This is a genomic window from Sphingomonas desiccabilis (assembly GCF_004135605.1).
GTDB lineage: Bacteria > Pseudomonadota > Alphaproteobacteria > Sphingomonadales > Sphingomonadaceae > Sphingomonas > Sphingomonas desiccabilis.
The window spans coordinates 465,199-489,465 of sequence record NZ_SDPT01000002.1; the positions used below are offsets into that span (position 1 = coordinate 465,199).

Consider the following 24,267-nt stretch of genomic DNA (forward strand, 5'->3'; position numbering starts at 1 on the left):
CGGTTCAAAAGGCTAAGGTTCCGTTAGCCAAACGGCGTGCCCGGCCGCGCGCGGCCCGCAGCCGGGCAGCGCGCCTCACGCCTCGCCGAAGACGCGGGCGAAGATCGTGTCGACGTTCTTGAAGTGATAGTCGAGGTCGAAGCGAGCCTCGATCTCCTCCGGCGAGAGCGCGGCGGTGACTTCGCTGTCGGCCTTGAGCAGGTCGAGCAGCGACAGCGCGCCGTCCGATTCCCATACCTTCATCGCGTTGCGCTGGACCAGGCGATAGGCGTCCTCGCGGCTCACGCCGGCCTGGGTCAGCGCCAGCAGCACGCGCTGCGAGTGAACCAGCCCGCCCATGCGGTCGAGGTTCTTCTGCATGCGTGCCGGATAGACGAGCAGCTTGTCCATCACGCCGGTCAGCCGCGCGAGCGCGAAGTCGAGGGTGATGGTCGCGTCCGGGCCGATGTAGCGCTCGACCGACGAGTGCGAGATATCGCGCTCGTGCCACAGGGCCACATTCTCCATCGCCGGGATGGTGGCGCTGCGCACCATGCGGGCGAGGCCGGTGAGGTTCTCGGTCAGCACCGGGTTGCGCTTGTGCGGCATCGCCGACGAGCCCTTCTGCCCGGGCGAGAAATATTCCTCCGCCTCCAGCACTTCGGTGCGCTGGAGGTGGCGGACTTCGGTGGCGAGCCGCTCGATCGAGGAGGAGATGACGCCCAGCGTCGCAAAGAACATCGCGTGCCGATCGCGCGGGATCACCTGGGTGGAGACGGGCTCGACCGAGAGACCGAGCTTGTCGGCGACATAGGCTTCGACGCGCGGATCGATGTTGGCGAAGGTGCCGACCGCGCCCGAGATCGCGCAGGTCGCGACATCCGCGCGCGCGGCGACCAGGCGGGCGCGGTTGCGGGCGAACTCGGCATAGGCCTCGGCCATCTTGAGGCCGAAGGTCACCGGCTCGGCGTGGATGCCGTGGCTGCGGCCGATCGTCGGGGTGAGCTTGTGCTCATAGGCGCGGCGCTTGAGCACCTCGAGCAGCCGGTCGAGGTCGGCGAGCAGGATGTCGGACGCACGCGCGAGCTGGACCGCCAGGCAGGTGTCGAGCACGTCGGACGAGGTCATGCCCTGGTGCAGGAAGCGCGCCTCCGGCCCGGTCCGCTCCGACACATGGGTCAGGAAGGCGATGACGTCGTGCTTGGTTTCCGCCTCGATCGCGTCGATGCGGGCGATGTCGAACGGCCCCGCGGCTTCGTGCGCGGCCCAGATCTTCTCCGCGGCTTCCTTGGGCACCACGCCCAGTTCGGCGAGCGCGTCGGTGGCGTGCGCCTCGATCTCGAACCAGATGGCGAAGCGAGTCTCGGGCGACCAGATCGCGGTCATCTCGGGGCGGGCGTAGCGGGGAACCATGCGGGTCTGCCTGTCTGCAAGTTTCGATTGGCCGCCGAATGCCAACGCTTTGCCCCCGAGTCGAGCGGAAAAGCCGACAAGATGTCGTCCCAAAGATGGCCGACCGGTGGTGAAAACCAAGAATTGATGCCTATATTCCTTTCACAGCCAGATGCGCTGCACCGACAACGTGCCGGTGCGCGCAAACATCGGAAATGGAGGCTGAAGATGTTGAAGCAGATTCTTCTGATCGGTGCCATGACGGTTGCTGCGCCTGCACTGGCGCAGACCGGCCAGACCACGACGGGAAGTCCGTCCGCGGGGATGGGTACGCCGGGTGCGCAGCAGCAAAGCTTGCCGCCGACGGCGACCACGCCCGATACGACGCAGGCAGCCCCGCAGTCGGCACCGGATGCGCAGGCGTCCACGGCCGCCACCCCGTCGCAGATCGCGCAGGTGGTCGAGCAGGATTTCGCCAAATATTCGGGCGGCAAGGACACGCTGACGCAGACGCAGTTCGGCGCCTGGATGGCCTCGCTGCGCTCCGCGACGGAGCCGGGCGCCACGGCCGACAGCCCGCAGATGAAGACCTGGATCACCCAGGCCTTTGCCCAGGCGGATACGGACAAGTCGAAGTCGGTGTCCAAGGCGGAGCTGACCAGCTTCCTGACCAGCGCGGCGGGCTGATCCCGCAGCGGGTCACCGCAAGCACCCCATTCCGGCCTCCTTCCCCTGGGCCGGTGCCGGCCGCCGGACGTCTGTCCGGCGGCCGTTTGCTTTTGGGGAAAGCGGTTCGACGTGGGGTGGCAGGAGGGCGGAACGGAGATCCTGGTTCCGTAGGAGATAGGGGCGACGGTCTGCGTCCCTGCTGAAAGATCACCGCAACTGGGCCCCGGCCTTCGCCGGGGTACGGGATGGTATAGGCTGCTGATCGAATGAGCTCAGCCGCGTGGTCTTCAAACCCGCATATCTTCTTCGATCCTCGCACTTCTTCGTACCCCGGCGAAGGCCGGGGCCCAGTTGCGGTGTCCTCGCGTGGGTACGCGGCGCGTATGATTTTCCCGATGCCGCCCCTACATCAGCCCCTTGGCGCGCAGGCTGGTATGGCCCTGGGTGCCGATGACGACATGGTCGTGGACGGCGATGTCGAGGTGCCTGGCGGCCTGGACGACGATGCGGGTGAGGTCGATGTCGGCGCGGCTGGGCGTCACGTCGCCGCTGGGGTGGTTATGGACCAGGATGATCGCCGCCGAGCCGAGCTCGATCGCGCGGCGGATCACCTCGCGCGCATAGATGGGCGCCTGGTCGATCGAGCCTTCCGCCACCAGTTCGTCGCGGATCAGCATGTTGCGGACGTTAAGGTGCAGGACCCGCACCCGCTCGATGCTGTGGTACGCCATTTCGGCGTGCAGATAGTCGAGCACCGCCTGCCAGTTGGACAGCACCGGGCGCGCCGCCATCTCGCCGCGCAGCATGCGGATCGCCGAGGCGTGGGCGATCTTGAGCGCGGCGACGGCGGTGTCGCCCATCCCCGGCACCCGCGCGATGGCGCGGGGGTCCGCTGACAACAGCCCGCCCAGCCCGCCGAACTCGTGCAGCAGTGCCTTGGCGAGCGGCTTGGTATCGCGGCGCGGGATCGCCAGGGCGAGCAGATACTCGATCAGCTCATGGTCGAGCAGCGCTTCCCCGCCGTCGTCGAGCAGCCGTCCGCGCAGCCGTGCGCGGTGGCCGGTGCCGTCGGTGCTGGGCCCAGGCGGGGCGGATGCGTTCATGGCGCGTTGAGGCTAGGCGGTGCAAGGCCCGGGCGCAATCGTGGCGCTTGACCCGTTTGGCGGGGGCCGTAACGATCGCTGGCGATGGGAGAGTGGCAATCCGCGTGACGCCTGGGACGATCGACACGCCGGAGGACCTGCCCGGGCGGCGGCGCTGGTCGCGTCGCAGGCGCGGTGCGCTGGCGGTGGCGCTCGTCCTGCTGCTGGCGCTGGTCGCGCTGTGGTTCACCCGGCGTCCGATCGCCGACAGCTTCGTGCGCCGCGCGCTGGCCGACCGGGGCGTGCCTGCCCGCTACCAGATTTCCGACCTGACCTTCGGGCGCCAGCGGCTGACCGACGTGGTGATCGGCGACCCGCGCAACCCGGACCTCGTCGCCGATTGGGCGGAGCTGCGCACGCGCATGACGCTGCGCGGGCCCGAGGTGACGGGCGTGCGGGTCGGGCGGGTGCGGCTGCGGGGGCGGCTGGTGGACGGCAAGGTGTCGCTGGGCGCGATCGACAAGCTGATGCCGGCCCCCTCGGGCAAGCCGTTCGCGCTGCCCGCCCTCGACGCGCAGATCGGCGACGCACGCATGCGGCTGGAGACGCCGGACGGGGTGGTGGGGCTGAAGCTCAGCGGCAGCGGGCGGCTGGACGACGGCTTCTCGGGCAACCTCGCCGCGGTCTCCGAACGGCTGGGGATCGGCGGCGCCTGCACGGCCGGGCAGCTGCGCGCGGCGGTTGCGATCCGCATCGCCGACGCGCGGCCGACGATCGCAGGGCCGGTGCGGGCCGGATCACTTGCGTGCGGCGACACCCGCCTGGCGGGGCTCGCAACTCGGATCGACCTGACGCTCGGCGAGCGGCTCGATCGCTGGCAGGGGCGTGCCGAGCTTGCCGCCGCCGGGGTAACGGGCGCCGGCGCCCGGGTGCGCGGCGTGAAGGGCCGCGTCGACTTCACCGGCAGCGCGCGCGACACCCAGGGCCAGGCGACGCTGGAGAGCGGCGCGTTCGCCGCGGCCGGGATCGCCGGCGAGGCGCTGGCGATCGACGGCCGCTACCGGATCGGGGCGGAGCAGGCGTTCCAGGGCAGCGCGCGGGTGCGCGGGGCCGCGTTGCCGGCAGCGACGCTGCGGCAGGTCGCAGGGCTGGGCACGGCGGGCGCGGGATCGCCGGTCGGGCCGCTGATGGCGGCGATCGCGAAGGCAGGCGTCGCTGCCGGCCGGCGTTTCGACGCGGGCGCCGAACTGGACGCTACCAACGGTGCCAAGGGCGGGCGGCTCGTGGTGCGGCGACTGTCGGCACAGGGCGCGAGCGGCGCGCAGGTCGTGCTCTCGGGTACCGAGGGCGTGGCCTATGGCTGGCCGGACGGCAGTCCGTCGCTCAACGGCACGCTGACGATCGGCGGCGGCGGCCTGCCCGAGGCGGCGATCCAGCTGGCGCAGGCGCAGCCGGGCGGCGCCGTCACCGGCACCGCGATCGTGCGGCCCTATGCGGCGGGCGGCGCGCGGCTGGCGCTCACCCCCGTGCGGTTCACCCGCGCGGGCGACGGCAGTACCCGCTTCGGCACCCAGGCGACGCTGAGCGGGCCGCTGGCGGACGGCCGCGTCGACGGGCTGGTGGTGCCGCTGTCGGGCCGCTGGGACGGGGGTGCCGCGGTGGCGGTCAACCCCGACTGCACGACCGTCGCGTGGCAGCGGCTGGCCGTGTCCTCGCTGGTGCTGGACCCTGCGCGGCTGCGGCTCTGCCCGACCGGCGGGGCGCTGGTGGCGGTGAACCGCGCCGGGCTGGGCGGCGGCGCACAGCTGGGTGCGACGCGACTGGCGGGGCGGCTGGGCGGCACGCCGGTGACGCTGGCCATGCGTGGCGGGCGGCTGGACCTCGCCCGCCTCGATTTCGCGCTCGAGGGCGTGGAGAGCCGGCTGGGTGCGCCGGAGCGGGTGACGCGGATCGACGCGGGCCGGCTGGAGGGTCGGATCGCGGGCGGCGGCGTCGGCGGGCGCTTTGCCGATGCGGCAGGGCAGATCGCCAACGTGCCGCTGCTGCTGTCGGGCGCGGCGGGCGACTGGCGCTTTGCCGGGGGCGTGCTGAAGCTCGCCGGCGGGCTGAAGCTCGACGACACCCAGACCGGCGAGCAGCGGCGGTTCGAGACCTTGGCGAGCGACGATGTCGCGCTCACCCTCGCGGGCAACACCATCACCGCGACCGGGACGCTCAAGCATCCCGCCAAGCAGGTGACCGTGGCGACCGTCGCGATTACCCACGAGCTCGGGACGGGCGCCGGCACCGCCGACCTCAAGGTGCCGGGCATCGCCTTTGGCGACGACTTCCAGCCCGAGGAACTGACGCCGCTCACCTTCGGCGTGATCGCCGAGGTGAAGGGCAGCGTGTCGGGCGACGGGCACATCGCCTGGAACGCGGACGGCGTGACCAGCACGGGCACCTTCCGCACCGCCGACATCGACCTGGCGGCCGCCTTTGGCCCCGCGACCGGCATTGCGGGCGAGGTCCACTTCACCGACCTCCTGGGGCTGGTGACGGCGCCCAACCAGCTGCTCACCATTGGGGAGGCGAATCCGGGCATCCCCTTCAAGGACGGGCAGCTGCGCTATCGCCTGATCCCGGAGCAGCGCATCCAGATCGAGGGCGGGCGCTGGCCGCTTGCGGGCGGCGAGATGGTGCTGGAGCCGACGGTGCTCGACTTCGCGCCGCAAAAGGACCGGCGCATGACCTTCCGCGTGACGGGGGTGGATGCGGGCCTGTTCCTGCAGGAGTTCGAGTTCGAGAATTTGAGCGCCAGCGGTACCTTCGACGGGGTGCTGCCGATGATCTTCGACCAGCGCGGCGGCCGCATCGAGGGCGGGCGGCTGGTGGCGCGCGAAGGCGGCGGCAACATCGCCTATGTGGGCGAGGTGTCCAAGGAGGATGTCGGCTTCTGGGGCAATCTGGCGTTCCAGGCGCTGAAGAGCCTCAACTACCGCAACCTCACGCTGGAGATGAACGGGCCGCTGGCCGGCGAGATGATCACCGCAATCCGCTTCTCCGGCGTCAGCCAGGGCAAGGGCACCAGCTCCAACTTCCTGATCCGCCGGCTCGCGCGGCTGCCGTTCGTCTTCAACGTGCGGATCAAGGCGCCTTTCCGCCAGCTGATCGATTCGGTGCAGAGCTATTATGATCCGGGCCGGCTGATCGAGCGCAACCTGCCCGCGCTGATGGAAGCGCAGGAACAGCAGGGCGGGGCGCCCGCGCCGAAGCCGGCGACGCCGGGCTCGATCCCGCCCGTTCAGCCCCGGGAAAGCGACGATAGACCATGAACAACACGATGAGGCGTGCAGATGCATAGGTGGATGGCGGCGACGCTGGGCGTCGCGACTCTGGCGGCGACGAGCGCGTGCGTGAACGTGAGCGCGCCGGACAAGCCGATCGAGATCAACCTGAACATCAACATCACGCAGGAAGTGGTGTACCGTCTGGATGGCGAGGCGAAGAGCCTGATCCAGCAGAACCCGGGGATTTTCTGATGCGCAAGGGAATGAAGTTCGTGTTCGCGGCTGCCGCGGCGGTGGCGGTCACCGGCATGGCGGGTGCTGCCTGGGCGCAGCGCGACCCGGCCTATGAGGCTGCGCGCGAGGCGGGGCAGGTCGGCGAGCAGCCCGACGGCTATCTCGGCATCGTCGGCAATGCGACCCCGGAGCTGCGCGCGCTGGTCAACAGCATCAACATCAAGCGCAAGGCTGCCTATACCCGCGGCGCCAGCAACGGCGCGACCGTGGAGCAGTTCGCCTTCGTGTCGGGCTGCAACCTGATCGCCAAGACCAGGCAGGGCGAGAAGTACAAGGGCCCGGACGGCAGCTGGAAGACCCGCGGCGCCGGCGCGCCGGAGCGCGATCCGCGCTGCGTCTGATCGCCTGAGCCGCCGTTTCCGCCAGAACGGCGGCGCACCGGCCGCATCCGGGCGTGCGCGCCCCATTGTCGGCCGCCTTTCCGCGGCGTAGATTTCGCCCCGTGCTGGCCAAGGCACCGGCCGAAACTGCGGCCGCATGGGGGAGGGGCGGAATGGCACCGGCGCAGCTGAGCGTGATCTTCTTTCTGCAATTATTTGCGATCGTCGCGGTGTCCCGCGGCGTCGGCTGGCTCGCCCGGCGCTACCTGGGACAGCCGCAGGTCGTGGGGGAGATGATCGCGGGGGTCATTCTGGGCCCGTCGCTGTTCGGCCTGCTCGCGCCCCATCTCCAGGAAATGCTGTTTCCCAAGGAAACGCGCGGCGTCCTCTACGTCGGCGCGCAGTTGGGCGTCGGGCTCTACATGTTCCTGGTCGGGCTGGGCTTCCGCGCCGATCACTTCCGCAGCAATGCCGGAAGCGCGGCCGCGGTGTCGCTGTCCGGCATGGCGGCCCCGTTCCTGGTGGCGGTGGCGATCACGCCCTGGCTGGTCGGCATCCCCGGACTGTTCACGCCCAGCGTCACCCAGATGCAGGCGACGCTGTTCACGGGCGCGTGCATCGCCATCACCGCCTTTCCGATGCTGGCGCGCATCATCCACGAGCGCGGGCTTTCGGGCACGCCGCTCGGCACGCTTTCGCTGTCGGCGGGCGCGATCGACGATGCCGGGGCCTGGACGGTGCTGGCGGTGGTGCTCGCGACCTTCGGCGACGGGCCGATGGTGGCGGTGAAGGCGATCGGCGGCGCGATCCTGTTCGCGGTGGTGGTGCTGGGCCTGGGGCCGCGCCTGCTGGCGCCGCTCGGCCGCCGGGCGGAACGGCGCGGCGGGATTGCGCAAGGGGACCTGGCGACGGCGCTGATGCTGTTCCTGGGCGCGGCCTTCGCGATGGACGCGGTGGGGATGCACGCGGTATTCGGCGGCTTCTTGCTGGGCGTGGTCATGCCGCGCGGCGTCTTTGCCGAGGGGCTGCGCCGCCAGCTGGAGCCGGTCACGGTAGTGCTGCTGCTGCCGATGTTCTTCGCCTTCTCCGGGCTCAACACCCACCTGACGTTGGTCGACAACCTGGGGCTGCTGGGCGTCACGCTCGCGATCCTCGCCGCCTCGGTGCTGGCCAAGGGCGGCGCCTGCTGGGCGGCGGCGCGGCTGACCGGGCAGGACAATCCGACCGCGCTCGGCATCGGCGCGCTGATGAACGCGCGCGGGCTGATGGAGCTCATCATCATCAACATCGGGCTGCAGCGCGGGATCATCGGCCCGGCGCTGTTCTCGATCCTGGTGCTGATGGCGATCCTGACGACGCTGATGGCGTCGCCGCTGTTCGAGCTGGTCTATGGCCGCCGCGCCCGCAGCACCGGCGCGCTCGGCACTCTGTCGGAGGAAGAGGGCATCAGCGCGCGCGAGACGGTCGCGGCGCGCTGATCCCGGTCACGGCCGGGGGGTGGCGATGTCCTCCGGCCGGGCACGGGGCGCGAACTCGACAAAGGCGGTCATCGCCGTCCACACCGCCAAGGTCGGGATCAGCTTGGGCGGCAAGGTCGTGCCCGCGGGGCCGATCAGCGTCACGACCTGCGGCAGGCAGGCGATCCCGACCGCGGTGTAGAGGAAATAGACGAGCCGCCGCTCGCTGGACGAAATGTAGAGGATGCTGATCACGATCGCGGAGCACAGCACCAGCACCAGCGTGAAGCCGGCGGTCTCCAGCGTCTCGGTGCCCGCGAGGACGAAGCCCAGCACCGCCCCGAAGAAGATGTTGATCCCGTTCAGATTGGCCCGATATTCCTCGTCGGTCATGCGGGCGCCGTCGAACAGGCGCTTGGCGAGTGTCCGCACGGCTTGATCCCCCTCTGTTTCCCCTCGCCGAGCATCGCGCGAAGCCGCCGGCTTGGCAACGGGCACGCAGCGGGGAGGGGGCTGTTGCGGCGATGCTGCACGCGTGCCGCAGCAGGCGGCGCGGAACTGTTACAAAGGTTGACTTGAAACGCACCCCTTCCTAAACGGGCGCCGCCTTGGCGGGGTTGCTCGCCGTACATGCGTTCCTCCCCCGAACAATGCTTTAGGAGAGGATGGCGCATGGCGGAAAACGGCCCCGGGCAGGACCCTTATGGTTCCGAGGATTCGCGTCTCACGTCGCTGGAACAGCGGCTGAAACAGGCGAATCATGCGGAGGCCGTGCGGACGGGGCGTGCGAAGGCGGGGGTCGATCGGAATTATTCGCTCGGCAACCGCGTGCTCGCGACGCTCCTCGGGTCCCTTGTCGGTGGCGCGCTGATCGGCTGGTTGCTTGACCGCTGGTTCGGAACGTCGCCCTGGCTCCTGCTCACGCTGCTTGCCCTTGGGGTAGGCGCCGGGTTCAGGAACATCATCAAGATTGCTGGCGAGCGCCCGGAATAACCGGGCGTTCGTCGTATTGGCGGTTGGAAGAAACGTGGCGCAAGGCGGATCCAAGATCGACCCGATGCATCAGTTCCTGATCGAACCCGTGTTCGGTCAGAGCTGGAACCTGTTCGGGTATAATATTGCCTTCACCAACTCCGCGCTGTGGATGGTCGCGACGCTCGTCGTCCTGTGGCTGTTCATGCTCGGCGGCATGAAGGGGCAGACCGTCCCCGGTCGCTGGCAGATGGCGGTGGAGAGCTTCACCGGCTTCATCGGCGACATGCTGACGGCGAACATCGGGCCGGAGGGCAAGCGCTTCCTGCCGTATGTCTTCTCGCTGTTCATGTTCATCCTGATCGCGAACATCCTGGGCCTGCTGCCGTTCGGCCTGGTTCCGGGTGTGCACCCCTTCACCGTCACCAGCCACCTGACCGTCACCGGCGTGCTGGCGATCATCAGCTTCGCGCTGGTGCTGATCGTCGGCTTCTCGCGCCACGGCCTGCACTTCTTCTCGCTGTTCGTGCCGCACGGAACGCCCTGGTGGCTGCTGTGGCTGATCCCGGTGGTCGAGCTGTTTTCGTTCCTGGTGCGTCCGTTCAGCCTTGGTCTCCGACTGTTCGTCGCGATGACCGCGGGCCACATCCTGCTGAAGGTGCTCGCGGGCTTCGTGATCAACGGCCTCAATGCAGAGGCCGTGTGGGTCGCGCCGCTGGTGGCCATCCCCAGCTTCATCCTGATGATCGGCATCACTCTGCTCGAACTGCTGGTGTGCGCCATCCAGGCTTACGTGTTCGCGCTGTTGACGTCGCTCTACCTGAACGACGCCGTCAACCTGCACTGATCTTTCCAACCAACAGATACCCAACAGGAGTTTTATCATGGACGCAGAAGCCGCAAAGCTGCTCGGTGCCGGTCTCGCAGCCATCGGTGCGGGCCTTGCCGCACTCGGCGTGGGCAACGTCTTCGCCAAGTTCCTCGAAGGCGCGCTGCGCAACCCGGGTGCCGCCGACGGCCAGCAGGGCCGCCTGTTCATCGGCTTCGCCGCCGCCGAGCTTCTGGGCCTGCTCGCGTTCGTCGTCGCGGTGCTGCTGATCTTCGTCGCGTAACCCCTTTTCGTGACCGGCCGTCGCCCTTGCGGGCAGGCGGCCGGTGACGGAAGCAGACGCGAACGAACGGGAACCACCATGCCGCAAATCGAACAGATCGCTGCGACCTATGCCTCGCAGATCTTCTGGCTGCTGATCGTGTTCGGCCTGATCTATTTCGGGATCGGGCGGGGCATGGTGCCGAGGATCCAGGGTACGGTCGAGAAGCGCGACGCGCAGATCGCCGACGACCTCGCCGCCGCCACGCGCGCCGGCCAGGAAGCCGACGCGACCGAAGAGGCATGGCGCACCCGCATGGCGGAGGCCCGCCAGGCTGCGCTTGCCGAGACCAACGCCGCCAAGGCAAAGGCGACCGCCGACGCCGCCGAGCGTGCGAAGGCTGCCAATGCCGCCATGCAGGCCCGCCTGGATGCGGCCGAGGTCGAGGTCAACCAGGCCCGTGCGAGCGCGCTCGCCAGCCTGGAGGACGTTGCCGCCGATGCCGCCCAGGGGATCGTCGCCAAGCTGGCGGGCATCGAGGTCAGCCGCGAGGCTGCCGCCGACGCCGTCCGCAAGGCGGTGACCCATGGCTAATGTGAACGGATCGACGATCGTGGCCGAACGACTGGACCATGCCGCGGCGCTGGAGCCGCTGGAGAAGCAGCCGATCCGCGGTGAGGACGGGCTGACGGCCGAGCCGATGCACAGCACCGGCGTTCCGGATCAGCACCACGAGCCGAGCCCAACCGCCTGGGGCATGGATTCGACCGGCTGGGTGGCGGTTGCCGCCCTGCTCACGATCCTGCTGCTGGTGTGGCGGCGTGCGCACAAGGGCATCGCCGGCGTGCTGGACACGCGGATCGCGACGATCCGCACCCAGCTCGACGAAGCCAAACGACTGCGTGCCGAGGCCGAGGCGCTGAAGGCCGAATATGCGCTCAAGGCGCAGCAGGCCGACGCAGAGGCAGCGGCAATGCGCGAGCATGCCCATGCCGAGGCGGCGGCGATCGTCGCCAAGGCCGAGGCCGACGCGCAGGAACTGACCAGCCGTCGCGCCAAGATGGCGGAGGACCGCATCGCCGCGGCCGAGCGCCAGGCGATCGCCGAGGTTCGTGCCAAGGCCGCCGACGCGGCTGCCAAGGCGGCGGCATCGCTGATCGCCGAGCGTCTGGGTGCCGAGGGCGACCGCACGCTGATCGACCGCACCATCGCCGGTCTGGGCACGGGGCTCGGCCGGCCGCACTGATCGGTGAGACATGGGTGGGGCGCGGCCCCTCCCACAGCCTGACAGGGGCGCCGCTTCTCGGGTTTCCGGCGGCGCCCTTTTCCTTTTCCAGAGCCCAGGAGTGTTTCTTCATGGCCTGGATCATCCTGGGCATTGCCGTCGTCACCGAGATCTGCTGGGCGCTGAGCCTGAAGTGGGCGGGCACCCAGGCGACGATCGCCGCCTCGTCGGTGCCGATCATCCTCTCCTTCGTGAACATGGGCCTGCTGGCGCTCGCGATGCGCGGCATCCCCGCGGGCACCGCCTATGCGGTGTGGACCGGGCTGGGCGCGGTGGGCGTCATCATCGGCGGTTCGGTGCTGTTCGGCGACCGCATCGGGCCGATGCAGGCGTTCTTCATGGCGCTGATCGTGATCGGCGTGGTGGGTACCAAGCTGTTCGCGCGAGTCTGAGCGGGCGGGGCTCCATATCCCCGCGCGGGCGGGGATCCAGGACCAAGCAGTACAAGCGCCGGTAGCGCGCAATACCCTGGGCCCCCGCCTTTGAGGGAGCACAGCCACCCTGTCTCCTACCCCGGCGAAGGCCGGGGTCCAGTTGGGGGACAGGCGAGAGGGTCCGACACCTCGCAAAGACCATCGCAACTGGACCCCGGCCTTCGCCGGGGTACGGCTGTGCGTGGTGAAGCGGGCGTCGCCGACCCGCACTCCGACGCTGGCGATCCCCGCCGCGACTCCCTAGATCGGCACCCAATGTCCGATCCCAATTCTCCCAGCCGATTCAACGAGGATAAGGCCGCCTACACCGTGCGCGGCGGCAGCGACGCGCCCGACCTGGAGGCGGGCGTGGCGGCGATCCGCAACGTGCTCGCGACGTTGCCGGTGCGGCCGGGCGTGTACCGCATGCAGGATGCGCGCGGCGACGTGCTGTATGTGGGCAAGGCGCGGGCGCTGAAAAACCGCGTGGCGAACTACACCCAGGTCTCGCGCCTGTCGAAGCGTCTCCAGCGCATGGTGTCGCAGACGCGGTCGATGACGATCGTTACCACCAACAATGAGGCGGAGGCGCTGCTGCTCGAGGCGCAGCTGATCAAGCGTTATCGCCCGCCGTACAACGTGCTGCTGCGCGACGACAAAAGCTTCCCCTTCATTCTGCTGCGCGCCGACCACGACTTCCCGCGCATCCAGAAGCATCGCGGGGCGCGGCGTGCGAAGGGCAACTACTACGGCCCATTCGCGAGTGCGGGGTCGGTGACGCAGACGCTCAACGCGCTCCAGAAGCTGTTCCTGCTCAGGAGCTGCACCGACAGCTTCTTCAAGACGCGCGACCGGCCGTGCCTGCTCCACCAGATCAAGCGCTGTTCGGCGCCCTGCGTCGGCCGCATCGACGAGGCGGGCTATGCCGAGCTGGTGGGCGACGCCAAGGATTTCCTGGCTGGGAAGTCGACCAAGGTGCAGGCGAAGCTCGGCGAGCAGATGACGGCGGCGGCCGAGAACATGGACTTCGAGCTGGCGGCGGTGCTGCGTGATCGGCTGAAGGCGCTGACCTTCATCCAGGGCAGCCAGGCGATCAACGCCGATGGCGTCGGCGACGCCGACGTGTTTGCGCTCGCCTGCAAGGAAGGCACGATCGGCATCCAGGCTTTCTTCATCCGCGGCGGCCAGAACTGGGGCCATCGCAGCTTCTTTCCGCAGCACACCAGCGACGTGCCCGAGGAGGAAGTGCTCGCAAGCTTCCTGATGCAGTTCTACGAGGAGGTGCCGCCGCCGCGGAACGTGTTCGTCGACCGCGAGCTCGCCGAGGCGGAGCTGCTGGGCGAGGCGCTCGCCGAGCGCGCCGGGCACAAGGTGACGCTGTCGGTGCCGCAGCGCGGGCCGCGCCGGCGGCTGCTGGAGCAGGCGACCCGCAACGCGGTCGAGGCGCTCGATCGCCGCAACGCGGAGTCGACCACTCAGGCCAAGCTGCTACGCGAAGTTGCCGACCTGTTCGAGCTGCCCGAGCCACCCGACCGCATCGAGGTCTACGACAACAGCCACATCCAGGGCACGGCTGCGCTGGGCGCGATGGTGGTCGCGGGGCCGGAGGGGTTCCGCAAGGGCCAGTATCGCAAGTTCAACATCCGCAACAAGGACACGGTGCCGGGCGACGACTTCGGCATGATGCGCGAGGTGTTCGCCCGCCGCTTCGCCCGCGCGCAGGCGGAGGACCCCGATCGCGATTCGGGCGAGTGGCCTGACCTGGTGCTGATCGACGGCGGCCGCGGGCAATTGAACGCCGCGCGCGAAGTGCTGGAGGATTTGGGGATCGAGGACGTGTGCCTGGTCGGCGTCGCCAAGGGGCCCAACCACGGCCGCGAGGGGCGCGAGGTGTTCCACCTGATGGACGGGCGCGAGTTCACCCTGCCGGTCAACGCGCCGGTGCTGTTCTACCTCCAGCGGCTGCGCGATGAGGTCCACCGGTTCGCTATCGGCGCGCACCGGCAGAAGCGCGCCAAGGCGATGGGGGCGAGCCCGCTCGACGAGGTGCCGGGCATCGGCCCCGCGCGCAAAAAGGCGTTGCTGATGCACTTCGGCACCGCCAAGGCGGTACGCGGCGCGAGCCTAGCGGATTTGCAGAAGGCGCCGGGCGTGTCGGCCGCAGTCGCGCAGCAGGTGTACGACTTCTACCACGCGCGGTGAGGGGGCGAGGCTCCACGGTCCTTCACCTGCCCTCTTCTTGTACCCCGGCGGAGGCCGGGGCCCAGTTGGGAAGGGCTCAGCGAGGTCACCCTCCCTCTGGTTCGTCCCCCAACTGAACCCCGACCTCCGCCGGGGTATGGGATGGCTAGCCTGCCAGCCTCAGAAATGCGCGGTATACCCGCCGTCGACCGCGAGCACCTGGCCGGTGACGTAAGAGGCTTGGGGTGAGGTGAGGAACAGCACCGGCCCCACGATCTCCTCCGGCCGGCCCCAGCGGCCGAGCGAGGTGCGGGTGGCGAGATGCGCGGCGATCCCCGGGTCCGCCACCATCGCGGCATTGGCCTCGGTCGCGAAGAAGCCGGGCGCGATCGCGTTGACGGTGATGCCGCGCGGTCCGAGCTCGGCCGCCAGCGCACGGGTGAGCGCTTCCAGCCCGCCCTTGGAGGCGGTGTAGGCGGCGTCGCCGCTGCGCGCGAGCGGCCCGGCGATCGAGGTGATGTTGAGGATGCGGCCCTCCGCCGCCATGCCGGGCGCAATCCGGCGCGTGAGATCGAACGGCGCGACGAGGTTCACCTCCAGCATGCGGCGCACGGCGGCGCGATCTAGGTCGGCGAGGGGGCGCCGGTCGCGGTGACCGGCGTTGTTGATGAGGATGTCGATCGGCGGCAGCGCCGCGAGGGAGGCGGCCAGTGCGGCCTCGTCCTCCAGATCGACGGCCAGCGGCTCGGCGGAGCCACCGTCCGCGGCGATGCTTGCCGCGAGTGCTTCCAGTGCTTGCAGGCGGCGGCCCTGCAGGACGACGTGCACGCCCGTCGCGGCTAGGCCGCGGGCGATCTCCTGCCCCAGGCCGCCCGAGGCACCCGTCACCAGCGCCGTGCGGCGCCCACCCTGGTCGTTGCGTTCCATGCCGGCGCCATAGCGCGGCCGGGGCGATTGCCGAAACGCCGGCGCGTACGCAGCGGTACGCGCCGGCAGAGGGATCAGACCAGCTCGCCCAGGGCGGTGGCTTCGAAGCCCTTCACCTTGGTGGCATCGCCCTCACGGATGCGGGCGACCCAGTCGGGATTGCTGATGAGCGCACGGCCGACCGCGATCAGGTCGAACTCGTCGCGCTCCATGCGCTCGACGAGGTTCTCGATGCCGACGGTGGAGGAGCTTTCGCCGCCGAACGCCGCCAGGAACTCGCCCGACAGCCCGACCGAGCCGACGCTGATCGTGGCCGCACCCGTCAGCTTCTTCGCCCAGCCGGCGAAGTTCAGGCCCTTTTCGCCGTCGAGATCCGGGAACTCGGGCTCCCAGAAGCGGCGCTGCGAGCAGTGGAGCACGTCGGCGCCGGCATCGACCAGCGGCTGAAGCCAGTCGGCCATCGCCTCGGGCGTCTCGGCCAGCCGCGCGGCATAGTCCTGCTGCTTCCATTGGCTCAGGCGCAGGATGACGGGGAAGTCGGGGCCGACCGCCTCGCGCACGGCCTTCACCACCTCGCCCGCGAAGCGCGAGCGCTCGCGGATGGTGGCGCCGCCCCATCGATCGCTGCGCTCGTTGGTGCCGGCCCAGAAGAACTGGTCGATCAGATAGCCGTGCGCGCCATGGATCTCGACCGTGTCGAAGCCGAGCCGCTTGGCGTCGGCGGCCGCGCGGGCGAAGCCGGCGATGGTGTCGGCGATCGCTTCGTCGCTCATCGTCTCGCCACGCGGCTCGCCGGGCGCGAGCAGGCCCGAGGGGCTTTCGACCGGTGCGTCCGGCTCCCAGTCGCCCGACCGGGTCGAGCCGGTGTGCCAGATCTGCGGGCCCATCTTGCCGCCGGCGGCGTGGACGGTGTCGATCACCTGCTGCCAGCCCGCGAGCGCCTGCTCGCCGTGGAACAGCGGAATGCCGGCCATGTTGCGCGAGGCGGGACGATCGATCACCGTGCCTTCCGACAGGATCAGGCCCACGCCGCCTTCGGCGCGGCGGCGATAATAAGCGGCCTGGGGCTCGCCGGGGATGCCGGCGGGCGCGAAGCCCCGCGTCATCGGCGCCATGACGATGCGGTTGGAAAGTTCGAGCGACTTGATGCGGAAGGGACGGAAGAGGACGTCGGCAGAAGCGGACATGCAGGCGGGGCTCCGGTGGGAAAGGGGAGCCGTTCAGGTATACACCGCAAGGCGAAGGTCAATACCGTACCGGGCGGTATCAAAGGCACGTCCGGGAAACCCATCGATGCCCATGGGGGCTCTTCGGTGTTCGCGCCGGCCGCGGTCCGGCACTTCGCGCCCGGCCCGGCGCCCGGAAGAACCCAAGCTTCTGAAAAAATGCACCGATACTGCATGAAATGCCCATTTGCGCGGTCCTGAAACCGGCCTAGGCTGGCGGCGGGGAAGAGGGGGAATTCATGCGATATCGTTGTGCGTCGGCGCTGGCGCTCCTGCTGGCATCGGCTCCTGCCTGGGCCGGGGACAAGCCGCTGTATCAGCCGGCGCCCGACTGGGTGAAGCCGGCGCCGCCGATCGACACGGGCAAGCTGGACGGCGAATCGCCGGTGGTGATGCTGTTCGACCAGCAGCAGCGGCTGCACGACGGCCAGAGCTGGGCCTATACCGACAGCGCGACCCGCATCGCCTCTGCGCAGACGCTCAACCAGGCGGGCACGGTGCAGCTGCCGTGGCAGCCGGACGGCGGCGACCTGATCATCCACCGCGTCGAGATCCTGCGCGGCAACGAGCGCATCGACGCGCTCGCCAAGGGCGAACGCTTCACGGTGCTGCGGCGCGAGGAGCAGCTGGAGCAGCTGCAGCTGACCGGCGTGCTGACGGCGACCATGACCGTGGAGGGCCTGCGCGTCGGCGACGTGCTGCGCGTGACCTTTTCGAACACCAACAAGGATCCGGCGCTGGCGGGCAACGTCCAGACGGTGATGCCGCTGGTCAGCGAGCCGCTGCGCGTCGGCTTCGCCCGCGCGCGCCTGCTGTGGGACGGTGCCACCCCGGTGAAGTGGGACGCGCACGGGAAGGGCACGCCGCCGGTGCCGGTGCGCGCCGGCGCCTATCAGGAGCTGGAGGTCACCGTGCCGCTCGCCAAGGCGGAGGAACTGCCGGGCGACGCACCGCCGCGCTTCCGCCGGCTGGAGATCCTGGAGGCGACGAGCTTCGCCGACTGGCAGGCGGTCTCGCGCACCATGGAGCCGCTCTACCGCACCGAGGGGCTGATCGCGCCGGGGAGCCCGCTCGCGGCCGAGGTGGCCAAGATCAAGGCGGCCCATGCCGCGCCCATCGACCGGACGGCCGCCGCGCTGCGGCTGGTGCAGGACGAGGTGCGCTACCTGTTCAACGGCATGGCGGGCGGCAATTACCACCCGCAGTCGCCGGCCGACACGTGGCAGCGCCGCTATGGCGACTGCAAGGCGAAGACGCTGCTGCTGCTGGCGCTGCTCCACGCCCTGGACGTGGAGGCGGAGCCGGTGCTCGCCAGCATCGGCATGGGCGATCTGGTGACCGAGCGGCTGCCAAGCGCGGCCGCGTTCAACCATGTGATCGTGCGGGCGAGCGTCGACGGGCGCACGCTGTGGCTGGACGGCACGGACTCCGGCGTCCGGCGCGAGGACCTGGGCGACACGCCGCCGTTCCGCAATGTCCTCCCCGTGCGCGCGGCGGGCGCCGGGCTGATGCCGCTGCCGACGGTCGCGCCGGCCCGGCCGCAGGGCCGTTCCACGCTGGAGATCGACCAGAGCGCGGGTTTCACCCTGCCGACGCCGTTCAAGGCCAAGATCGAGGTGCGCGGCGCCGTGGGGCAGGAACTGAACCTGGCCGCCTCCCAGGCCGATCGCGAGCAGAAGGACCAGATGGTCGGCGGCATCCTGTCGCGCCTGCTGGGCGGTGCGCTGATCGTCGATCGCGCGATCCGCTGGGATGCCGCCAGCGGCATCGCCACCATCGAGGCCTCGGGCGTCGCCGACAGCGCCTGGTCGCTGCAGGAACAGAAGCTCCAACTGGGGCTGGACCAGGCGATCGGGCAGCTGAGCTTCGAGCCGGACCGCTCGCGTACCGCCTGGCAGCAGCTGCCCGTCGCAACCAACGGCCCCTCGCATACCGAAGTCACCACCCGCGTCCGCCTGCCGGGCGTCGGCAAGGGCGTGACGCTGGAGGGCGACCGCGACCTGTCGGGCCGCTACGCCGGCCTGACGGTGAAGCGCCAGGTGACGCAGGACGGCGAATGGCTGGTCGCGCGCGACGTGCTGCTGGCGGACGGGGCCGAGGTGGCGCCGGCGGAGATCGCGGCGCAGCGCGCTCGCGTCGCCCAGGCCAAGGACCGGCTGCTGGTGGCGGTGGCGCCTGAAGATCGCCCCGCCCATTGGGAAGAGGTGATGGCGGCCCGGCGGGACAAGCGGCTGGGTGCGCTGGAGGCGGTCTTCGCCAAGGATCTGGCCGCGAACCCCAAGTCGGCCGAGGCGTTCGAGCGCCGGGCGCGCTTCCGCAGCGGCCTCTACGACTGGCGCGGCGCGTTGGCGGACGTGGACCAGGCGATCGCGCTCGGCGCCACCGCCAGCCGGCACTTGTGGCGGGCGGAGCTGCACCAGCAGGTCCACGACGACGCCAAGGCGCTGGCCGATCTGCGGGCGGCGGAAACGCTGGAGCCCGCCAGCATCCCCGTGCAGCTCGCGATCGCCCAGTTCGAGGCGGAGCATGGCCAGGCGACGGCGGCGCTCGCACGGATCGACCGGCAGAGCCCGACCGGAGGCGAGCAGCGCAGCAGCCTGCAGCTGGTGCGCAGCAACGTGCTTGCCGAAGGCGGCCGGGTCGATGACGCGCTTGCGGCGCTGGATACGGCGGTGAAGACGAGCCCCGGCCAGGCGATGCTGCTCAACGGCCGGTGCTGGCTGAAGGGGACCCGCAACGTCGCGCTCGACACGGCGCTGCGCGATTGCACCAAGGCGATCGAGCTCGCGGAGAGCCCGTCCAGCATCCTCGACAGCCGCGGCATGGTGTATTTCCGAATGAACCGGCTGGACGACGCGCTGGCGGATTTCGACGCCGCGCTGGAAATGGCGCCTGGGATGCCCGCCTCGCTGTTCATGCGCGGCGTGGTGCGCAAGGCAAAGGGGGATGCGGCCGGCAGCGCCGCCGACTTCGCCGCGGCAACGCTGCAATCGCCGCGCATCGCCGAGGAATATGCCCGCTACGGGATCAAGCCCTGATCCCCTGAACCGCCCGAGGGCGGGCAAAAAGAAACGGGCCGCCCGGAATGTCCGGGCCGCCCGTTCGCGTACCAGGAAGGTGCGCTTACTTGTTTTCGCTCGCAGCGCCCGAGACGGCGTCGCCTGCCGACGAAACGTCGCGGCCCGCGCCCTCGATGGTGTTGCACGCGCTGACCATCAGCGCGCCGGCGACTGCCATCAAACCAAGAACCTTGCGCATGAAATCCTCCATGAACCGTTGAATCTGCAGGATGGGAATGCCCCGCCGCGATTTTCGTTCCGCACTCGGATCGACCACGCGAAAACCGCGCGCAGCTGTTGCAGCGCCGCCGCGGTGGGATCTCGATGCTGGAAGAAATGTGGGCCCGGAAGCGTCACCGGGGGGGGGAGGGTAGACGCTTCCGGGCCCGTGTTCTGGATAGCGAGAGCGGGGGGGCATAAGGTCGCTATCCGAAGAACAAAACGTCGCTTGGGGGCGGTGGTTCCGGGGAAAAAACGCTCGGGGAGATTCTTTTTTCCGCAGCGGCGTAACGACCCGCGGAAACCCGTAGATCAGCGCGCCGAACGCGCGCTGATCGCGATTTCATAGGCGCCCACCAGCGGATCGTGGTGGAGGGGGGAGCGGAGCTGGCGCGAGAGGCCGAGCAACACCCGGCCATAGCGCGAGGCGACCAGCTCGCTCAGCTCGGCGCTTTCGACCAGCGCGGGCGAGCTCACCCGCAGGACCACCTGCTCGGGCTGCGACACCTTGGCCGAGATGCGCGCCTGGGTGCTCGGATTGACCATCATCGCCAGCTCGATCAGCTCGGTCAGCAGGAACGAGACGGCGACGCCGACGTCCTGCGACACCAGCAGCGGCTCGACGTCGATGGTGATGCCGAGGCCGGAGGCATGTTCGGGCGCGGTCGCCCGGATGTTGGAGGCGAGCTCGCCGATCACCGCGCGCAGCTCGAGCCCGCGATTTTCCTCCAGCTCGGCGAAATGATGGCGGTGCACCACCGCCAGCGCGTCCACCCGGCGCTGGATCGAGGCATAGGCGTCGCTCGCGTCCGCGCTGGGTGCGCTGCGCGCATGGAAATTGATCAGGCTGGCGATCACCTGGAGGTTGTTCTTGACCCGGTGGTGGACCTCGCGCGTGAGCTTGGTCTGGCGCACCAGCCCTTCGGCGAGGTTGCCCTCATGCTCCTGCACCGTGCGGGTGATCGCCTGGAAAGTTTCGCCCAACTCGGCGATCTCCTGGGCGGGGACGGCGCCATAGTCGACGCTGCGGATCACCTCGCCCGGGGTATAGGAGGCGACGCTGGCCCGCAGGCGGCGCAGCGGGCGGATCAGCAGGCGGTCGACCACGAACCAGCCGATGCCGGCGGCGGCGGCCCACATCAGCAGCGGCAGCAGCATCGCGATCAGCACGGGCGAGGTGATCGGTGCGCTGCGCACGGACATGGAGAAGGCGAGCTCGTCGAAGCCGAGCGGCACCACCAGCGTCTCGCGACGGTCGAGCGGCCCCCGGCGGGGCAGGGCCTGAAGCTGGAGCGGGATTTCGTCGGCGCGCTGCAACTCGGCCGCATAGGGGGGCACGAAGCCGCTGGGGCGGGCGATGTCGGCCAGCACTTCCGTCGGGAAAAAGGCATCGGCACGCGTGCCGTTGGGCGCATCGGGCAGATGGACGAGCAGGCCCTGGGCCGGGAGCAGCGTCACCTGGAGGCGGCTGGGTTCGGAAAGCGCGGGCAGCGGCACCGGCAGTTGGGCGCCGCACAGCGTGCGGCCGGTCGCGTCGGCGATCTCGAAGCGGATGCCGGCGGCGGACTGCTGGGCGAAGATCCCCTGGACGCGCGCGCAGCTGGGGGCGTCCTGCACGTCGCTGTCGATGGCGCGCAACGCGACGCGAAGCGCCGTCAGGTCGCCGACGAGTTCGTTGGCAAGGGCGCGGGACGCTTCCAGGCCGGCCACGCGCAGGCGGGCACGGGTCTCTACGTCCACCGTCCGCGTCGTCTGCAGCGTCGCGAACAGGGCGATCAGCGCCAGCGGCAGCAGCGCGATGCTGAGGATCAGGAAAACACGCGCACCCGTGGGGAGGTGCTGAAACGCCGCCACAGGCACGATGGGCCTGCGGCGTTCGAGATCGTCTTCGGCCACGAAGGTGGCGCTATTTCAGCTTGCTGAGCAGGTCGAGCATCTCGTCGGGGATCTCTTCCCCAGCGGCATCCTGATAGACAGCCCGCAGCGCGTCGCCGACGTTCTTCTGCTTGCCTTCCTCAGGCTTCTGCTTGCCGTCCGCGGTTGCGGCGCGTTCCTGCCGTTCCGTTTCGTTCGAACCCGTCACCAACTGCACACCCTAAGCCCCCTAAGCGCGGCACCCGTGCCGTGCACTACATGAACAAATGCGGCCACGCCAACCCGATGGATGCATGCAGGGGCTGCCCGCATCCGCATGCAGGCAAAGCACCGGCGCATGGCGTGAAACCAAATTCGTCCTCGTTGGTTCCAACACCGACGCGAAATCGGGGGAGAGCGTCTCTTCCGCCGTCGTGAAAGTGAATTGCAAACGTTTGGACGGCTCCCCAGAATGGCCGTCCACCTCTGGAGGAGACCTACCCGATCATGTCGCTTGGACAGCAACTGGCGCCGCATCTTCCTTTCCTGCGGCGCTACGGTCGTGCGCTCACGGGCAGCCAGTCGGAAGGCGACCGCTACGTGCGCGCCGCCCTGGAGGCGATCGTGGCGGCGCCCGAGGAATTCCCGCGGGACGTCGATCCCCGGCTCGGCCTCTATCGTACCTTCCAGGCGATCTGGTCGTCGACCCACCCGGCAGAAGACGCCGCGCGCGAACAGGCGAGCGGGGACCAGGAGGCGATCGCGCGGGCCCGGCTCGCCCGCATCGCCCCGCTGTCGCGCCAGGCGCTGCTGCTGACCGCGATGGAAGGCTTCACCAACGAGGACACGGCCTATCTGATCGACAGCAGCGAAGAAGAAGTGGAGTCGCTGGTGGCCGAGGCGCTGCGCGAGATCGAGGCGCAGACCCGTTCGCGCGTGATGATCATCGAGGACGAGCCGCTGATCGCGATGGACCTGGAAACCATCGTGCGCGACCTGGGCCATGACGTGACCGGCGTCGCCGTCACCCGCGACGAGGCGGTCGCGCTGGCGATGGAGGATCGCCCGGGCCTGGTGCTCGCCGACATCCAGCTTGCCGACGACAGCTCGGGCATCGATGCGGTCAAGGACATCCTAGCCGAGTTCAACGTGCCGGTGATCTTCATCACGGCGTTCCCGGAGCGGCTGCTGACCGGCGAGCGGCCGGAGCCGACGTTCCTCATCACCAAGCCGTTCCAGCGTTCCACCGTCAAGGCGGCGATCAGCCAGGCGCTGTTCTTCGACCAGTCGACGGTGCCGACGATCTGATACGGAGCCAAAACGATCCTGGGGGGTTTAGGCAGAATGGTCGACGATAAGCGAACCCATCTGAACACCGATCGTGCCCGTGCGGGCACGACCCCCGGGATGACCCGCTACATCCTGGGGGTGTCGCTGGCGCTGGTCATCGTGATCTTCGCGATCATTCTCTGGTCCTGACCCGCGACCGGGCGTCCGGCCGGCGCGCCCGCTGGCAATCGACGGACGCATCCCCTATGTTGGCAACATGGCGCCGCCGCGAGCTTGCGGCCGCCCACCGATCGGATTTTCATGACTGAACCGGAAGTTACGGGCGAAGAGACTGGTGCGACCGAGCACGTCGCGCTGTCCGACCCTGAGTTCAAGAAGCAGCTGGCGCAGGTCATTCCGCACCTGCGCGCCTTCGGCCGCTCGCTTTCCGGCAGCCGCGATCTCGCCGACGACCTTGTCCAGGAAACGCTGCTGAAGGCGTGGGCGGCGCGTCAGCGCTTCCAGGCCGGCACCAACATGCGCGCCTGGACCTTCATCATCCTGCGCAACCTCTACCTTTCCCAGATGCGCCGCGCTCGCTTCAAGGGCGAGTGGGACGATCTGGTCGCCGACCGCATCCTGGCGGCCCCGGCCAGCCAGGATCGCCACGTCGAGCTTTCCGACATGCAGCGCGCCTTGCTCCACCTGCCGCAGCCGCAGCGCGAGGCGCTGATCCTCGTCGGCGCCGGCGGCTTCGCCTATGAGGAAGCGGCCGAGATCTGCAACGTGGCGGTGGGCACCATCAAGAGCCGCGTCGCCCGCGGCCGCGTGGCGCTCGAAACCCTGCTGACCGAAGGCCAGCTTCCCACCCGCGCCTCGCATCCGGGCAACGGCGAGCAGAGCGCGCTCGAGGCGATCATGGGCGAGGTCAACGAACTCAGCCGCGACCGCTGACGGCATTCTCCATCGAAGCGCCCGCGCCGGCCGTGGCGCGGGTCGAGGATCGCGGCAGCGGTGGCCGCGGGCTCCTGCCTAGGGCGGGGCACGGCCACGTCCGTTCGCCGGAAATCGCCGCTGCCCGAAAACGACCGCGGACAGCGGTCGTCGCAGGCTTTCGTCAGTGCCGGTTCGAGATCCCGTCCAGCTGGCGCAGATAGGGCGTGAACTCGTCGGGCACGTCCTCGAAGCCGTGAAAGCTCTGACGAAGCGCGTTCCCGATCGCATCGCGGGCGCGAGGGCGGCGCACGACGATGCCGCGTGACTTGCTCACGTCAGAAGCGGCATCCGGGGCCCGGCGGGGTGGCGAAGT

The 24,267-nt window shown here is 69.6% G+C and carries 25 protein-coding genes; 16 read left to right on the forward strand and 9 right to left on the reverse strand.

Features of this window, described 5'->3' with window-relative positions:
- Positions 1-75: 75 nt before the first annotated feature.
- The gene (gene purB, locus EO081_RS10375) at positions 76-1,392 is read right to left on the reverse strand and encodes an adenylosuccinate lyase (RefSeq protein ID WP_129341871.1); all 1,317 of its coding nucleotides are present in this window, start codon (positions 1,390-1,392) and stop codon (positions 76-78) included.
- 207 nt (positions 1,393-1,599) lie between these two features.
- Here purB and EO081_RS10380 point away from each other — a divergent pair, with 207 nt between their 5' ends.
- Positions 1,600-2,058 (forward strand): hypothetical protein, encoded by a 459-nt coding sequence (locus EO081_RS10380; RefSeq protein ID WP_129341872.1) that lies wholly within the window; start codon positions 1,600-1,602, stop codon positions 2,056-2,058.
- 386 nt (positions 2,059-2,444) lie between these two features.
- Here EO081_RS10380 and radC read toward each other — a convergent pair whose 3' ends face one another.
- Entirely contained in the window at positions 2,445-3,143 is a 699-nt protein-coding gene (gene radC / locus EO081_RS10385) for a RadC family protein (protein WP_129341873.1), read from the reverse strand.
- Between the two features lie 92 nt (positions 3,144-3,235).
- Between radC and EO081_RS10390 the strand changes: the two genes are divergently transcribed.
- The 4 genes from EO081_RS10390 (at position 3,236) to EO081_RS10405 (ending at position 8,483) form a co-directional block, all read left to right on the forward strand.
- A complete protein-coding gene (locus EO081_RS10390) occupies positions 3,236-6,436 on the forward strand; it encodes an intermembrane phospholipid transport YdbH family protein (protein WP_240697630.1) in 3,201 nt (1,066 codons plus the stop codon).
- Between the two features lie 33 nt (positions 6,437-6,469).
- Positions 6,470-6,643 (forward strand): YnbE family lipoprotein, encoded by a 174-nt coding sequence (locus EO081_RS10395; RefSeq protein ID WP_183947934.1) that lies wholly within the window; start codon positions 6,470-6,472, stop codon positions 6,641-6,643.
- Positions 6,643-7,026: a YdbL family probable chaperone protein gene (locus EO081_RS10400; protein WP_240697631.1), complete on the forward strand. Its 384-nt coding sequence runs from the start codon at positions 6,643-6,645 to the stop codon at positions 7,024-7,026. Before EO081_RS10395 ends, EO081_RS10400 begins: the two co-directional genes overlap by 1 nt.
- A gap of 152 nt (positions 7,027-7,178) precedes the next feature.
- Complete coding sequence (locus tag EO081_RS10405) at positions 7,179-8,483, forward strand: cation:proton antiporter (protein WP_129341875.1); 1,305 nt, start codon at positions 7,179-7,181, stop codon at positions 8,481-8,483.
- 6 nt (positions 8,484-8,489) lie between these two features.
- On the opposite strand, the gene EO081_RS10410 is transcribed toward EO081_RS10405, so the two are convergent.
- The gene (locus EO081_RS10410) at positions 8,490-8,894 is read right to left on the reverse strand and encodes a hypothetical protein (RefSeq protein ID WP_206364372.1); all 405 of its coding nucleotides are present in this window, start codon (positions 8,892-8,894) and stop codon (positions 8,490-8,492) included.
- Positions 8,895-9,134: 240 nt separating this feature from the next.
- Here EO081_RS10410 and EO081_RS10415 point away from each other — a divergent pair, with 240 nt between their 5' ends.
- The 7 genes from EO081_RS10415 to uvrC all read left to right on the forward strand — a co-directional run bounded on the left by EO081_RS10415 (position 9,135) and on the right by uvrC (position 14,425).
- The gene (locus tag EO081_RS10415) at positions 9,135-9,455 is read left to right on the forward strand and encodes an AtpZ/AtpI family protein (RefSeq protein WP_125959025.1); all 321 of its coding nucleotides are present in this window, start codon (positions 9,135-9,137) and stop codon (positions 9,453-9,455) included.
- 34 nt (positions 9,456-9,489) lie between these two features.
- Complete coding sequence (locus EO081_RS10420) at positions 9,490-10,281, forward strand: F0F1 ATP synthase subunit A (RefSeq protein WP_129341876.1); 792 nt, start codon at positions 9,490-9,492, stop codon at positions 10,279-10,281.
- 37 nt (positions 10,282-10,318) lie between these two features.
- Positions 10,319-10,546, forward strand: a complete 228-nt coding sequence (locus EO081_RS10425) for a F0F1 ATP synthase subunit C (protein WP_055927075.1) — start codon at positions 10,319-10,321, stop codon at positions 10,544-10,546.
- Positions 10,547-10,624: 78 nt separating this feature from the next.
- The gene (locus EO081_RS10430) at positions 10,625-11,119 is read left to right on the forward strand and encodes a F0F1 ATP synthase subunit B family protein (RefSeq protein WP_125959023.1); all 495 of its coding nucleotides are present in this window, start codon (positions 10,625-10,627) and stop codon (positions 11,117-11,119) included.
- Complete coding sequence (locus tag EO081_RS10435) at positions 11,112-11,771, forward strand: F0F1 ATP synthase subunit B family protein (RefSeq protein ID WP_129341877.1); 660 nt, start codon at positions 11,112-11,114, stop codon at positions 11,769-11,771. Before EO081_RS10430 ends, EO081_RS10435 begins: the two co-directional genes overlap by 8 nt.
- A gap of 110 nt (positions 11,772-11,881) precedes the next feature.
- Entirely contained in the window at positions 11,882-12,202 is a 321-nt protein-coding gene (locus tag EO081_RS10440) for a DMT family transporter (protein ID WP_125959021.1), read from the forward strand.
- A 297-nt stretch (positions 12,203-12,499) separates the two neighbouring features.
- Complete coding sequence (gene uvrC, locus EO081_RS10445; protein WP_129341878.1) at positions 12,500-14,425, forward strand: excinuclease ABC subunit UvrC; 1,926 nt, start codon at positions 12,500-12,502, stop codon at positions 14,423-14,425.
- Positions 14,426-14,584: 159 nt separating this feature from the next.
- On the opposite strand, the gene EO081_RS10450 is transcribed toward uvrC, so the two are convergent.
- Positions 14,585-15,331 carry an SDR family oxidoreductase gene (locus EO081_RS10450; protein ID WP_129341879.1) on the reverse strand — a complete coding sequence of 249 codons (747 nt, stop codon included), beginning with the start codon at positions 15,329-15,331 and terminating at the stop codon, positions 14,585-14,587.
- A 74-nt stretch (positions 15,332-15,405) separates the two neighbouring features.
- Positions 15,406-16,518 (reverse strand): NADH:flavin oxidoreductase, encoded by a 1,113-nt coding sequence (locus EO081_RS10455; protein WP_129341880.1) that lies wholly within the window; start codon positions 16,516-16,518, stop codon positions 15,406-15,408.
- Positions 16,519-16,796: 278 nt separating this feature from the next.
- Here EO081_RS10455 and EO081_RS10460 point away from each other — a divergent pair, with 278 nt between their 5' ends.
- Positions 16,797-19,595, forward strand: coding sequence for a DUF3857 domain-containing protein (locus tag EO081_RS10460; protein ID WP_129341881.1), 2,799 nt, complete (start codon positions 16,797-16,799; stop codon positions 19,593-19,595).
- Positions 19,596-19,680: 85 nt separating this feature from the next.
- Here the strand turns inward: EO081_RS10460 and EO081_RS10465 are convergent, their stop codons facing one another.
- From EO081_RS10465 to EO081_RS10475, 3 genes are all read right to left on the reverse strand, one after another.
- Complete coding sequence (locus tag EO081_RS10465) at positions 19,681-19,815, reverse strand: entericidin A/B family lipoprotein (protein WP_129341882.1); 135 nt, start codon at positions 19,813-19,815, stop codon at positions 19,681-19,683.
- Positions 19,816-20,147: 332 nt separating this feature from the next.
- Positions 20,148-21,731, reverse strand: a complete 1,584-nt coding sequence (locus tag EO081_RS10470; RefSeq protein ID WP_240697632.1) for a sensor histidine kinase — start codon at positions 21,729-21,731, stop codon at positions 20,148-20,150.
- Between the two features lie 10 nt (positions 21,732-21,741).
- Positions 21,742-21,927 carry a NepR family anti-sigma factor gene (locus EO081_RS10475; RefSeq protein WP_129341883.1) on the reverse strand — a complete coding sequence of 62 codons (186 nt, stop codon included), beginning with the start codon at positions 21,925-21,927 and terminating at the stop codon, positions 21,742-21,744.
- Positions 21,928-22,196: 269 nt separating this feature from the next.
- On the opposite strand from EO081_RS10475, the gene EO081_RS10480 reads away from it, so the two are divergent.
- The 3 genes from EO081_RS10480 (at position 22,197) to EO081_RS10485 (ending at position 23,912) form a co-directional block, all read left to right on the forward strand.
- Positions 22,197-22,997, forward strand: a complete 801-nt coding sequence (locus EO081_RS10480) for a response regulator (RefSeq protein ID WP_129341884.1) — start codon at positions 22,197-22,199, stop codon at positions 22,995-22,997.
- Between the two features lie 36 nt (positions 22,998-23,033).
- Positions 23,034-23,168, forward strand: coding sequence for a hypothetical protein (locus tag EO081_RS17200; protein WP_260153890.1), 135 nt, complete (start codon positions 23,034-23,036; stop codon positions 23,166-23,168).
- Positions 23,169-23,279: 111 nt separating this feature from the next.
- On the forward strand, positions 23,280-23,912 hold the full coding sequence (locus EO081_RS10485; RefSeq protein ID WP_125959013.1) for a sigma-70 family RNA polymerase sigma factor: 633 nt from the start codon (positions 23,280-23,282) through the stop codon (positions 23,910-23,912).
- A 163-nt stretch (positions 23,913-24,075) separates the two neighbouring features.
- Here the strand turns inward: EO081_RS10485 and EO081_RS16860 are convergent, their stop codons facing one another.
- Positions 24,076-24,228 carry a hypothetical protein gene (locus tag EO081_RS16860; protein ID WP_165284599.1) on the reverse strand — a complete coding sequence of 51 codons (153 nt, stop codon included), beginning with the start codon at positions 24,226-24,228 and terminating at the stop codon, positions 24,076-24,078.
- Positions 24,229-24,267 lie beyond the last annotated feature (39 nt).